The 13,133-nt window shown below is 63.5% G+C and carries 11 protein-coding genes; all 11 read left to right on the top strand.

The features are described from left to right. Positions 1 to 174 precede the first annotated feature (174 nt). Positions 175 to 1,179, top strand: a complete 1,005-nt coding sequence (locus tag ACF8EF_RS03860; protein ID WP_392460570.1) for an aspartate-semialdehyde dehydrogenase — start codon at positions 175 to 177, stop codon at positions 1,177 to 1,179. A gap of 71 nt (positions 1,180 to 1,250) precedes the next feature. Continuing rightward, complete coding sequence (locus ACF8EF_RS03855) at positions 1,251 to 3,986, top strand: FimV/HubP family polar landmark protein (protein ID WP_392460569.1); 2,736 nt, start codon at positions 1,251 to 1,253, stop codon at positions 3,984 to 3,986. Positions 3,987 to 4,180: 194 nt separating this feature from the next. Continuing rightward, a complete protein-coding gene (gene truA / locus ACF8EF_RS03850) occupies positions 4,181 to 5,041 on the top strand; it encodes a tRNA pseudouridine(38-40) synthase TruA (protein ID WP_392460568.1) in 861 nt (286 codons plus the stop codon). Between the two features lie 61 nt (positions 5,042 to 5,102). Further along, positions 5,103 to 5,723 carry a phosphoribosylanthranilate isomerase gene (locus ACF8EF_RS03845; RefSeq protein ID WP_176685797.1) on the top strand — a complete coding sequence of 207 codons (621 nt, stop codon included), beginning with the start codon at positions 5,103 to 5,105 and terminating at the stop codon, positions 5,721 to 5,723. Between the two features lie 223 nt (positions 5,724 to 5,946). Next, positions 5,947 to 6,840 (top strand): acetyl-CoA carboxylase, carboxyltransferase subunit beta, encoded by an 894-nt coding sequence (gene accD, locus ACF8EF_RS03840; protein WP_021784489.1) that lies wholly within the window; start codon positions 5,947 to 5,949, stop codon positions 6,838 to 6,840. Continuing rightward, a complete protein-coding gene (folC, locus tag ACF8EF_RS03835) occupies positions 6,840 to 8,147 on the top strand; it encodes a bifunctional tetrahydrofolate synthase/dihydrofolate synthase (protein WP_392460567.1) in 1,308 nt (435 codons plus the stop codon). The genes accD and folC overlap by 1 nt, the downstream gene beginning before the upstream one ends. Continuing rightward, entirely contained in the window at positions 8,131 to 8,775 is a 645-nt protein-coding gene (locus tag ACF8EF_RS03830) for an SPOR domain-containing protein (RefSeq protein ID WP_392460566.1), read from the top strand. The genes folC and ACF8EF_RS03830 overlap by 17 nt, the downstream gene beginning before the upstream one ends. A gap of 194 nt (positions 8,776 to 8,969) precedes the next feature. Further along, positions 8,970 to 9,527 carry a CvpA family protein gene (locus tag ACF8EF_RS03825; RefSeq protein WP_176685794.1) on the top strand — a complete coding sequence of 186 codons (558 nt, stop codon included), beginning with the start codon at positions 8,970 to 8,972 and terminating at the stop codon, positions 9,525 to 9,527. A 42-nt stretch (positions 9,528 to 9,569) separates the two neighbouring features. Then, on the top strand, positions 9,570 to 11,075 hold the full coding sequence (gene purF, locus ACF8EF_RS03820; RefSeq protein ID WP_176685793.1) for an amidophosphoribosyltransferase: 1,506 nt from the start codon (positions 9,570 to 9,572) through the stop codon (positions 11,073 to 11,075). Positions 11,076 to 11,091: 16 nt separating this feature from the next. Beyond that, positions 11,092 to 12,303: an O-succinylhomoserine sulfhydrylase gene (locus tag ACF8EF_RS03815; protein WP_392460565.1), complete on the top strand. Its 1,212-nt coding sequence runs from the start codon at positions 11,092 to 11,094 to the stop codon at positions 12,301 to 12,303. Further along, positions 12,300 to 13,073, top strand: coding sequence for an SDR family oxidoreductase (locus tag ACF8EF_RS03810; RefSeq protein WP_392460564.1), 774 nt, complete (start codon positions 12,300 to 12,302; stop codon positions 13,071 to 13,073). Before ACF8EF_RS03815 ends, ACF8EF_RS03810 begins: the two co-directional genes overlap by 4 nt. Positions 13,074 to 13,133: the final 60 nt, after the last annotated feature.

Here is a 13,133-nt window from a genome sequence, read left to right as displayed (position 1 = left end):
AAAGGTGACGATGCGCCACCTGCGCGAATGAATACCTACTCGGTGTGAGTGCGCACATCCAAGAAGCAAGACGCAATCGAGCAACAGCAACAGCAGCGCCGGGTGGGCACAGACAAAACCCTACAATCCGAGTAAAGTGCCGCCCCCGCCGTCTACAGCAAAAGGATCCCTTCCATGACACACCCTTTGGATATCGCCGTCGTCGGCGCCACCGGCAGCGTCGGTGAAGCCTTGGTGCAGATCCTCGAGGAACTGGCATTCCCGGTTGCCACCCTGCACCTGCTGGCCAGCATGGAATCGGCGGGCAGCAGCGTGATGTTCGCCGGCAAGAAGCTGAAGGTCCGCGAAGTCGACAGCTTCGACTTCACCCAGGTCAAGCTGGCCTTCTTCGCCACCGGCGCCGCCGTCAGCCGCAGCTTTGCCGGCAAGGCGCTGCAGGCGGGCTGCACGGTGATCGATCTGTCCGGCGGCCTGGACGATGCCCTGGCCCTGGTGCCGGAAGCCAACGCCGAACGCCTGGCCAGCCTGTCGTTGCCAGCGCGTATCGTCAGCCCATGCTCGGCCGCAGTAGCCCTGGCCGTCGCGCTGGCGCCGCTCAAAGGCCTGCTGGACATCGAGCGGGTGCAAGTGATGGCCGCATTGGCGGTGTCGGCGCAAGGCCGTGAAGCGGTCAGCGAGCTCGCCCGGCAAACCGCCGAACTGCTCAATGCCCGCCCGCTGGAGCCGCGCTTCTTCGACCGTCAAGTGGCGTTCAACCTGCTGGCCCAGGTCGGTGCTGCCGACGAGCAGGGCCATACCGCGCTGGAGCGCCGCCTGGTCAGTGAACTGCGCGTGCTGCTGGGCCTGCCTGACCTGAAGATTTCCGTGAGCTGTGTTCAAGTCCCGGTGTTTTTCGGCGATAGCTTCAGTGTGGCCGTGCAAAGCCGTCGCCCGGTAGACCTGGCAGCGGTCAACCAGGCCCTGGACGCAGCCGACAGCGTCGAGCGGGTGGAAAACGATGATTATCCGACCCCGGTAGGTGACGCAGTAGGCCAAGACGTGGTCTATGTTGGACGTGTACGTCACGGTGTTGATGAAGACCAGCAACTCAACCTCTGGCTGACCACCGACAACGTGCGCAAAGGCGCCGCGCTCAATGCCGTGCAAGTGGCGCAAATGTTGATTAAACACATGCCGTAAAAGATACTGGCGAGCACTTTTGTCCTGCTCCGCATGCAGGTTTCGGGACGATTCATACAAGGGAAGAGGTCATGCTTCGAATTCGCAAACTGGTTCTGGCCATGGCTGCAGCATCCGCGCTGTCGTCTGGCATGGCGAATGCGCTGGGCCTGGGGGAGCTGACCCTGAAGTCGGCACAGAATCAGCCGCTGGACGCCGAGATCGAATTGCTCGACGTGCGCGACCTCAAAGCCACCGAAGTGGCGCCGAGCCTGGCGCCGCCGGAAGAGTTCAGCAAGGCCGGGGTGGCGTTTCCGACCTACCTCGAAGACCTGACCTTCACACCGGTGATCAACCCCAACGGCAAAAGTGTGCTGCGCGTGACGTCCAGTCAGCCGCTGCCAGGTCCGGTAGTCAAGTTTTTGGTGCAGGTCATGTGGCCGCAGGGCCGCCTGTTGCGTGACTATAGCGTGCTGCTCGACCAGGCCAAGGCACAGGGCGAAAAACCGGCAGCAGGCAATGTCACACCGGCCATGACCGGCGCCAGCAACTACACCACCCAGCGTCGCGACACCTTGTGGCAGATTGCCGCGCGTAACACCCAGGGTGGTTCGATCCAGCAGACCATGATCGCGATCCAGGCTTTGAACCCGGACGCCTTCATCGGCAACAACATCAACCTCCTGAAGGTTGGCCAGGTACTGCGCTTGCCCGATCAGCAGCAGATCCAGAGCATCGCCCAAGGCGAGGCGAACCGCGAGGTGGCCGAGCAGTATGCCGCCTGGCGTGAAGGCCGTCGCCTGGGGCCACGTGCCCGCCAGCTGGATGCCACCCGTCGTGGCGCCGCCGAGGCTGCACCGTCGCGTATCGCCCAGGGCGACAACCTGCGTCTGGTCAGCCCGGGCAGCCAGGCCGATGCCGGCCAGGCCAAGGCGTTGAGTGACAAGCTGGCCATGGCCCAGGAAAGTCTGGACACCAGCCGTCGCGACAACGAAGAACTGAAAAGTCGCATGGCCGACCTGCAGAGCCAACTGGACAAGCTGCAGCGCCTGATCGAGTTGAAGAACAGCCAGTTGGCACGCCTGGAAGGCCAGGGCGCAGCCACGTCGGCAGCGGCTGCCGCTACCCCGGACCAGCCAGCGGACAAGCCGGCGCCTGCTACTGCCGATACCGCACCCGAGCCTGTGCCGGCCGCTCAGCCTGTACCCGCCAGCCAGCCGAAGGGTGCGCTCGACGCAGTCCTGGGCAATCCGTGGCTTCTGGGGATGATTGCCGGTTCCAGCATCCTGGTGCTGGCACTGCTGCTCTGGCTGCTGGCGCGCAAGCGCAAGGCCCAGCAAGAAGCTGAGAAGCACCTGCGCATGGCGCGGGCGCTGGAAGAAGAGCAGGGCACAGGTTTCGACAGCGATACCGAGAGCTTCGACGGCGTCGAAGCCCCGGAGCCGGGTGTAACCCTGTCGCCGGCTGTGGTCGCCGCTTCGGCTGCAGCTGCCGTCGCTGCGGAAAAAGTGGCTGAACCGGTCGCCGAGGCAGACCCCCTGACTGAGCCGCAAGCAGATCCGCACGCCGCGCTGTTGGCGCAAGTCGACCAATGCCTGGCCGAAGGCCGCCTGAATCGTGCCACCGACCTGCTGGAGCCCGCTGTGGCCGCTGCACCGGAACGTGACGACCTGCGCCTGAAGCTGATGGACGTGTACGCCCGCCAGGGTGACCAGAGCGCGTTTGCCGAACAGGAGCGTCAGCTGCCGGCCAGCGAACAGAACGTTGCCGAAGTCGCCGGGCTGAAAGAGCGTTACCCCGCCATGCTCGGCCTGGCTGCTGCCGGCCTGGGTGCGGCGGCGCTGGCTGCCGAAATGGATGAGCAGTACGTGCAAGAGCTGCTGCACGATGAGCCCGAAGCGCCGGTGGTTGCCGATGTGGCGCCTGACGAGGTGTCTGGGTTCGAGCCACAAGTGGAGGCTGAGCCAGAGGTTGTCGCGCAAGCAGAGCCTGACGCAGAGCTGGATGCCTTCGATGAAGTGCCAACGCTCGATGTTTCCGGCCTGGATGAGCAGGATCTGGACAGCGCCTTCGACCTGAGCCTGGGCGAAGACCTGGCCGAGGAAGACCCGCTGGCCACCTCCATGCTGGACGAGCCGGTGGTACAGGGGGGCGTTCCCGACGAGCTGGTAATCGCAGAACCTGTGCTGGACGAGCCCGTACAGGAAGAAACTCAGCCAGAAGAACAACCATTTGCCGTGGATGCAGAGCTGCAGGCCGACGCCGATGCTGATTTCGAGGCCATGCTGGCACAAGCCGAGCCTCAGCCTGCCGTGGACCTGTCTGATTTCGACCTCGACATCAGTGAGCCTGTGGCTCCAGCCACTCCGGACACGGTGGAGCAGGGGCCGGTCGATGTCGCCGCCGAACTGGCAGCCTTCGACAGTGAGCCGGAGTTTGACCCGGTCTCCGAGTTCGACTTGCCGTCGGACTTCGACTTGTCCCTGTCGCTGGAAGACGATTCGCCGGCCGCCAAGAGCTTTGCCTCGGAGCTCAATGACGTCAACGCCGAGCTGGACAAGTTGTCGCAGAGCCTCGAAACGCCTTCTTTGGAGCCGCACTTCACCAGCGAAGACGCGGTTGCGCAGCCCGAGCCCGAGCCCTTGGACGACCTGGACTTCGACTTCTTCTCCGGCAGTGATGAAGTCGCCACCAAGCTCGACCTGGCCCGTGCCTATATCGACATGGGTGACAGTCAGGGCGCGCGCGACATCCTCGATGAAGTGGTCAAGGATGGCGACGATAGCCAGCGTCAGGAAGCCGAGGACCTGCTCTCTCGTCTGGTCTGATGCAAGTAGGGCAGGCCTCTTCGCGGGCTTGCCCGCTCCCACAGGATCCTCACACATTTCGACCTTGTGAGTGACCTGTGGGGGCGGCGGGGCACCCGCGATTAGGCCCGCAAATGCAGTGCGCATCCACCGGCAGCCCTACGAGGCTGCCGTTGTCGTTATAATCTCGCCATTCCGTACACCCCACAGGTTTCATGCTCTTGGACATCATCGACACCGCTACCGCCGAATCCGCGGCCGAAGGCTTCTCCCGCATCGCCCTGGGCGTGGAATACAAAGGCGCGCGCTACCGCGGCTGGCAGCGCCAGGCCAGCGGCGTGCCGAGTGTCCAGCAAGCCCTGGAGCAAGCGCTGTCCAAGGTCGCCAACGAGCCGATTTCGGTGATTTGCGCCGGGCGTACCGACGCCGGCGTTCACGGCTGCGGGCAGGTCGTGCACTTCGATACCCGTGCCGTGCGTGAAGAGCGCGCCTGGACCATGGGCACCAACTTCAACCTGCCGCACGACATCAGTGTGGTCTGGTCGCGGCCAATGCCGGCCGATTTTCATGCCCGCTTCAAGGCCTGCGCCCGGCGCTACCGCTACGTGATCTACAACGACCCGATTCGCCCGGCGCACCTGGCCGAGGAGGTGACCTGGAACCACCGTCCGCTCGACGTCGATCGCATGGCCGAGGCCGCGCAGTTCCTGCTCGGCACCCACGACTTCAGCGCCTTCCGCGCCAGCCAGTGTCAGGCCAAATCACCCATCAAGCATATCTACCACCTGCGTGTTACCCGCCATGGCCAGATGATCGTGCTGGACGTGCGTGCCACCGCCTTCCTGCACCACATGGTGCGTAACATTGCCGGTGTGCTGATGGCCATCGGCGCCGGCGAGCGTCCGGTTACCTGGGCCCGCGAGGTGCTGGAAGGGCGCAACCGCCGCGAAGGAGGGGTAACGGCCCACCCCTACGGGCTTTACCTGGTGCAGGTGGAGTACCCCGAAACGTTTGCGTTGCCCAAGCGTTACATCGGCCCACACTTTTTGAGTGGTTACGAGACGTTGGCAGACTGACGGGCGAAAAGCCATTTGCTAACATCCGCCCTTTCGCCGCAACAATCAGGGTTCGTGTTCCATGAGCAATGTTCGCAGCAAGATCTGCGGGATTACCCGCATCGAAGACGCACTGGCCGCTGCCGAAGCGGGTGCCGATGCCATTGGCTTCGTCTTCTATGCCAAGAGCCCGCGGGCAGTGGACGTGCGCCAGGCGCGGGCGATCATCGCCGAGTTGCCGCCATTCGTGACCACGGTCGGGTTGTTCGTCAATGCCTCGCGCTGCGAGCTGAACGAGATCCTCGAAGTGGTTCCGCTGGACCTGCTACAGTTTCACGGCGATGAAACCCCGCAGGACTGTGAAGGCTACCACCGCCCCTGGATCAAGGCCCTGCGTGTGCGCCCTGGCGACGACCTGGAGGCGGCCTGCCAGCTTTATGCGGGTGCCCGTGGCATTTTGCTGGACACCTATGTGCCGGGCGTGCCCGGGGGAACCGGCGAGGCGTTCGACTGGTCATTGGTGCCGGCGCGGCTTGGCAAGCCGATCATCCTCGCGGGCGGGCTGTCGGCCGATAACGTTGGTCAGGCCATTGCCCAGGTAAAGCCTTACGCGGTGGATGTCAGCGGTGGCGTCGAGCAGGCCAAGGGCATCAAGGATGCGGCAAAGATCGAGGCCTTCATGAAGGCGGTGAAACAGGCTTGATGGCAGATGTGACGGCTGGCTGCGCGCCATCGTCCATAGCTTTCGCAGCCCTGCTGGGCCGCCGCCAGTAGCTGTGGCGGCAAGAAAATACATTAGCGGTGGAGTGGCGCGCTGGAAGCCCCGGCGGCCGGTCCACCATCGTTTCATAAAAGATTTTGAGCTCAAGGGCAGGGCAGGGACGGTGACGCTGTCCCCCCGCCTGCCAATACTGGAGAAAGAAAGCATGAGCAACTGGTTAGTCGACAAACTGATCCCTTCGATCATGCGTTCCGAGGTGAAGAAGAGCTCGGTGCCCGAGGGCCTGTGGCACAAGTGCCCGTCCTGCGAGGCCGTGCTGTATCGTCCGGAGCTGGAAAAGTCCCTGGATGTCTGCACCAAGTGCAATCACCACATGCGTATCGGCGCACGTGCGCGCATCGACATTTTCCTTGACGCTGAAGGCCGGGCCGAACTGGGCGCTGACCTGGAGCCGGTCGACCGCCTGAAGTTCCGTGATGGCAAGAAATACAAGGACCGCCTGACCGCTGCGCAGAAGCAGACCGGCGAAAAGGACGCGCTGATCTCCATGAGCGGCACCCTGATGGGCATGCCGATCGTGGTTAGCGCCTTCGAGTTCTCGTTCATGGGCGGCTCCATGGGTGCCATCGTCGGCGAGCGCTTCGTACGCGCGGCCAACTATGCCCTGGAAAACCGCTGCCCAATGGTTTGCTTCTCCGCTTCGGGCGGTGCGCGCATGCAGGAAGCGCTGATCTCGCTGATGCAGATGGCCAAGACCTCGGCCGTGCTGGCGCGTCTGCGCGAAGAAGGCATCCCGTTCATCTCGGTCCTGACCGACCCTGTGTATGGTGGTGTTTCCGCCAGCCTGGCGATGCTCGGCGACGTCATCGTCGGTGAACCGAAGGCCCTGATCGGCTTCGCCGGCCCACGCGTGATCGAGCAGACCGTACGCGAGAAGCTGCCTGAAGGCTTCCAGCGCAGCGAGTTCCTGCTGGAGCACGGAGCTATCGACCTGATCATCTCCCGTGGCGAACTGCGCCCGCGTCTGGCCCGCCTGCTGGCGCAGATGACCGGCCAGCAAACCCCGGAAGAAGCGCGTGAGGCGGCTGCCGTCGCGTGATGAAACAACGATCCCTGGGCGAATGGCTCGCCTACCTCGAGCAGTTGCACCCCTCGGCCATCGACATGGGTCTGGAGCGGTCGCAGAAGGTGCTTGCCCGCCTGGCGCTGGGCAAGCTGGCGCCGCGCGTGGTGACGGTGACCGGCACCAATGGCAAGGGGTCGACCTGCGCCTTCGTGGCTTCGTTGCTGCGTGCCCAGGGGCTCAAGGTCGGTGTGTACAGTTCGCCGCACCTGTTACGTTACAACGAACGGGTGATGATCGATGGCCAGGAGGCCAGCGATGAGCGCCTGTGCGAAGCCTTCGCCGCCGTCGAGGCGGCACGGGGCGATATTTCCCTGACCTACTTCGAGATGGGTACGTTGGCCGCGTTCTGGTTGTTCTATCAGTCGCAGCTGGATGCCGTGGTGCTCGAGGTGGGCCTTGGTGGTCGCCTGGATACCGTGAACGTAGTGGATGCCGACTTCGCCCTGGTGACCAGCATTGGTGTCGACCATGTTGATTACCTGGGTGATACCCGCGAGCTGGTAGCCTTCGAGAAGGCTGGCATCTTCCGCCCGGGCAAGCCGGCCCTGTGCGGTGACCTGGACCCGCCCAAGCCGTTGCTGGACAAGGCCGCCGAACTGGCCGCGCCACTGTTCCTGCGCGGGCGGGAATTCGATCTGGCCAGCGCCGATGGCTGCTGGAGCTGGCGTGGTACTGCGGCCGATGGCACGCAGGTAGAGCTGCATGACCTGCCTTTGCTTGACCTGCCCATGGAAAACGCCACGCTGGCCCTGCAGGCTTACCTGCTGATGGGGCTGCCGTGGGACGCGGAGCAAGTTCGCCAGGCGCTGCTGGATACCCGTATCACTGGGCGTCTCGACCTTCGTAATTTGAACTGGCAGGGCAAAGCGGTAGCGTTGCTGCTGGATGTCGGGCACAACCCGCATGCGGCGCAGTACCTGGCCAGGCGCCTGGCGGCCCGGCCGCTGAAGGGGCGCCGTCTCGCGGTATTTGGCCTGCTCGCCGACAAGGATCTGGATGGCGTTATCGCGCCGCTGCAGGGCCTCATCGACGACTGGGCAGTGGCGCCGCTGGATACTCCGCGCAGTCGCCCGGCCGCGGAGCTGGTCACGTCCTTGGCGAACCTCGGTGCCGCGGTGAAGTCTTATGCCAGCGTCGATGCCGCCCTTGAGGGGCAATGTGCGCAGGCGACGGCGGATGATCAGATCCTGCTGTTCGGTTCGTTTTTCTGTGTCGCCCAGGCGCTGGAATGGCTGGAGCGGCACGCCCAGGAGGGTGGAATAGATGGCTGTGCTGGATAAAGGGATGAAACAGCGCATGGTGGGTGCGCTGGTGCTGGTGGCGCTGGCGGTTATCTTCCTGCCGATGCTGTTCACCCGCGAGGACGAGATGCGCCAGGTGCACGTCGAAGCCCCGCAGGCACCGGCCATGCCCAGCCTGCCGGAAGTGAAGGTGGAGCCGGTTGCCGTGCCGGAGCCGCAGGTTATTCCGGAGGTGCCGCAGCAGGCGCCCGTGGTGATCGACGAGTCGACTGCCCCGGCGAGTACACCCCGCCAGCCAATCACACCGTCGCCACAGACCCAGGCGCAGGTTCAGCCGCCCAAGCCGCAGGCCCCCGCGCCCAAGGTGGAGGCCAAGGCCGCTGCAACACCCGCGCCTGCCGCGCCATCGAAGATCGATGCCAATGGCCTGCCAGTCAGTTGGTCGATCCAGCTGGCCAGTCTGTCCAACCGTGCCGGTGCCGAAAAGCTGCAGCAAACGCTGCGTAGCCAGGGTTACAACGCCTATATCCGCACGGCGGGTGGCATGAACCGCGTGTACGTGGGGCCGATGATCGAGCGCGCCGAGGCCGAGCGCGTGCGTGACGCGGTCAACCGCAAGAACAGCCTCAAGGGTTTTGTGGTGCGTTTCCAGCCTGAGCGCAGCTGATTCCCCGGGGCGGCTGTGCCGCCCATTCGCGGGTGAACCCGCGCCTACAGGCACCGCGCCGCTGCAAGGCTCACCCAGAACCTGGCAGTGGGTTCACCCGCCAATGGCCCAACACCAATCCAGCTGACATTCCGCTTACTCCCGGCCCGCCGCTCTGGTAAAATGCGCCGCCTCAAACGTCTGCAGGCAACACCGTGGCATTTACCTTGGTTGATTGGGCGATCATCGCGATCATCGCCGTCTCCACATTGATCAGTCTCAAGCGCGGCTTCGTCAAGGAGGCCTTGTCCTTGCTCATCTGGATCATTGCCGGTGCGGTTGCCTGGATGTTCGGCGGTTCGCTCTCGGTGTATCTTGAGAGTTATATCCAGACGCCATCGATGCGCGTCATCGCTGGCTGCGCCATTCTTTTCGTCGCCACCTTGCTGGTGGGGGCCATGGTCAACTTCCTTGTCGGTGAGCTGATCCGCGTGACCGGGCTGTCCGGCACCGATCGTTTCCTGGGCATGGCCTTCGGTGCCGCGCGCGGGGCCTTGCTGGTAGTGGTAGCCATAGGTCTGATCAGCCTGGGGCCGGTTCAACAAGACACCTGGTGGCAGGAATCACGCCTGATACCACAGTTTCTCTTGGTCGCCGACTGGTCGAAAAACCTGATTCTGGGTTTTTCCGACCAATGGACGCCCAGTGGCCTGATCAGCACTCCGGCTGATCTTCCGTTCAAGGAACAGTTGCTCGGGCCGTCCAAGCCCTGAGCGCTATTCAATCAAGTTTCATCAAAGTAGGGGTTGCGTCGCATGTGTGGCATCGTCGGTATCGTCGGTAAGTCGAACGTCAATCAGGCGCTGTATGACGCGCTTACGGTCCTCCAGCACCGCGGCCAGGACGCTGCCGGTATCGTGACCAGCCATGACGGCCGGTTGTTCCTGCGCAAGGATAATGGCCTGGTGCGCGACGTGTTCCAGCAGCGCCACATGCAGCGCTTGGTAGGCAACATCGGCATCGGCCACGTGCGCTACCCGACTGCGGGCAGCTCGACCTCGGCCGAGGCCCAGCCGTTCTACGTCAACTCGCCTTACGGCATCACCCTGGCTCACAACGGCAACCTGACCAACGTCGAGCAGTTGGCCAAGGAGATCTACGAGTCCGACCTGCGCCACGTCAACACCAACTCCGACTCGGAAGTGCTGCTGAACGTGTTCGCCCATGAGCTGGCGGTGCGCGGCAAGCTGCAGCCGACCGAAGAAGACGTGTTCGCCGCGGTCTCCCATGTGCATAGCCGCTGCGTTGGCGGATACGCCGTGGTGGCCATGATCACCGGCTACGGCATCGTCGGCTTCCGCGACCCCCATGGCATTCGCCCGGTGGTGTTCGGCCAGCGTCACACCGACGAAGGCGTGGAATACATGATCGCCTCGGAAAGCGTCGCCCTCGACGTGCTCGGCTTCACCCTTATCCGCGATCTGGCGCCGGGCGAAGCGGTGTACATCACCGAAGAAGGCCAGTTGTTCACCAAGCAGTGCGCCGAATCGCCAACGTTGCAGCCGTGCATCTTCGAGCACGTCTACCTGGCTCGCCCGGACTCGATCATCGATGGGGTCTCGGTTTACAAGGCGCGTCTGCGCATGGGTGAAAAGCTGGCCGACAAGATCATGCGCGAGCGCCCCGATCATGATATCGACGTGGTCATCCCGATCCCGGATACCAGTCGCACTGCCGCGCTGGAGCTGGCCAACCGGCTGGGCGTCAAGTTCCGCGAAGGTTTCGTCAAGAACCGTTACATCGGCCGTACCTTCATCATGCCCGGCCAGGCCGCGCGCAAGAAGTCGGTGCGTCAGAAGCTCAACGCCATCGAGCTGGAGTTCCGCGGCAAGAATGTGATGCTGGTGGACGACTCGATCGTGCGCGGCACCACCTGCAAGCAGATCATCCAGATGGCCCGCGAAGCCGGCGCCAAGAATGTCTACTTCTGCTCCGCGGCCCCTGCTGTACGCTACCCCAACGTCTACGGCATCGACATGCCGAGTGTTCACGAACTGATCGCCCACAACCGCACCACCGAACAGGTGGGTGAGTTGATCGGCGCCGATTGGCTGGTCTATCAGGACCTGCCAGACCTGATCGACTCGGTCGGTGGCGGCAAGATCAAGATCGAGCAGTTCGATTGCGCGGTGTTCAACGGTGAGTACGTCACTGGCGATATCGACGAAGCCTACCTCGACCGCATCGAGCAGGCCCGTAATGACCTGGCCAAGGTCAAGAACCAGGCCGTCAGCGCGATCATCGACCTTTACAACAACTGATTTTGGGAGCGACGGCATGACGGATCAATGGGATGCCGGGCGACTGGACAGTGACCTCGAGGGTGTCGGTTTCGACACCCTGGCAGTGCGCGCTGGTCAAAACCGTACCCCGGAAGGCGAGCACAGCGAAGCGCTGTTCCTGACCTCCAGCTATGTGTTCCGCACGGCAGCCGATGCTGCTGCGCGCTTTGCCGGTGAAACACCGGGCAACGTCTACTCGCGCTACACCAACCCGTCGGTGCGTGCCTTCGAGGAGCGCCTGGCGGCCATGGAGGGTGCCGAACAGGCCGTGGGTACGTCCACCGGTATGGCGGCAATCCTGGCCGTGGTCATGTCGCTGTGCAGCGCCGGTGACCATGTGCTGGTGTCGCAGAGCGTATTCGGCTCCACCATCAGCCTGTTCGAGAAGTACTTCAAGCGCTTTGGTGTACAAGTGGACTACGTGCCCCTGGTCGACCTTTCCGGCTGGGAAAAGGCCATCAAGGCCAACACCAAACTGCTGATCGTCGAGTCGCCATCCAACCCGCTGGCCGAGTTGGTCGATATCACTGCGCTCAGCGAAATCGCCCATGCCCATGGTGCCATGCTGGTGGTGGACAACTGTTTCAGTACCCCGGCGTTGCAGCAGCCGCTGAAGCTGGGTGCCGACATTGTGTTCCACTCGGCCACCAAGTTCATCGACGGCCAGGGCCGCTGCATGGGCGGTGTGGTTGCCGGCCGTACCGAGCAAATGAAAGAAGTGGTCGGTTTCCTGCGTACCGCAGGTCCAACCCTCAGCCCGTTCAACGCCTGGATCTTCACCAAGGGCCTGGAAACGCTGCGCCTGCGTATGCGTGCACACTGCGAAAGCGCTCAGGCCCTGGCCGAATGGCTGGAGCAGCAGGACGGCGTGGAGAAGGTGCATTACGCCGGCCTGCCCAGCCACCCGCAGCACGAACTGGCCAAGCGCCAGATGAGCGGTTTTGGTGCAGTGGTCAGCTTTGAGGTCAAGGGTGGCAAAGAGGGCGCGTGGCGTTTCATCGACGCTACCCGAGTGATTTCCATCACGACCAACCTGGGTGACAGCAAAACCACCATCGCTCATCCGGCGACCACCTCACACGGTCGTCTGTCGCCGCAGGAGCGTGAAGCGGCGGGTATCCGCGATAGCCTGATCCGCGTTGCCGTGGGCCTGGAAGACGTGGCCGACCTGCAGGCTGACCTGGCGCGTGGGCTGGCAGCATTGTGATCGAAATCAGCGGCAGTACCCCGGGCCACAATGGCCGGGTAGCCTTGGTCACAGGTGCCGCCCGCGGCATCGGTCTGGGCATTGCCGCATGGCTGATCTGCGAAGGCTGGCAGGTGGTGCTGAGTGATCTGGACCGCCAGCGTGGCACCAAAGTGGCCAAGGCGCTGGGCGACAACGCCTGGTTCATCACCATGGACGTTGCCGACGAGGCCCAGGTCAGTGCCGGAGTGTCCGAAGTGCTCGGGCAGTTCGGCCGGCTGGACGCGCTGGTGTGCAATGCGGCCATTGCCAACCCGCACAACCAGACGCTGGAAAGCCTGAGCCTGGCACAATGGAGCCGTGTGTTGGCGGTCAACCTCAGCGGGCCCATGCTGCTGGCCAAGCATTGTGCGCCGTATCTGCGTGCGCACAACGGGGCGATCGTCAACCTGACCTCGACCCGTGCTCGACAGTCCGAACCGGACACCGAGGCTTATGCGGCAAGCAAGGGCGGGCTGGTGGCTTTGACCCATGCCCTGGCGATGAGCCTGGGCCCGGAGATTCGTGTCAATGCGGTGAGCCCGGGCTGGATCGATGCCCGTGATCCGTCGCAGCGCCGTGCCGAGCCGTTGAGCGAAGCTGAGCATGCCCAGCACCCAGCGGGCAGGGTAGGGACTGTGGAAGATGTAGCGGCCATGGTTGCCTGGTTGCTGTCACGCCAGGCGGCATTTGTCACCGGCCAGGAGTTTGTGGTCGATGGTGGCATGACCCGCAAGATGATCTATACCTGAGCACCTTGTTTAAACTGCGCCGGCCTCTTCGCGGGTAAACCCGCTCCTACGACGGTTAAT

The sequence above is a fragment of the Pseudomonas sp. zjy_15 genome (assembly GCF_043101865.1).
Classification (GTDB): domain Bacteria; phylum Pseudomonadota; class Gammaproteobacteria; order Pseudomonadales; family Pseudomonadaceae; genus Aquipseudomonas; species Aquipseudomonas putida_Y.
Note: the sequence above shows the minus strand (reverse complement) of the source record. Positions and strands in the feature narration are given on the sequence as shown.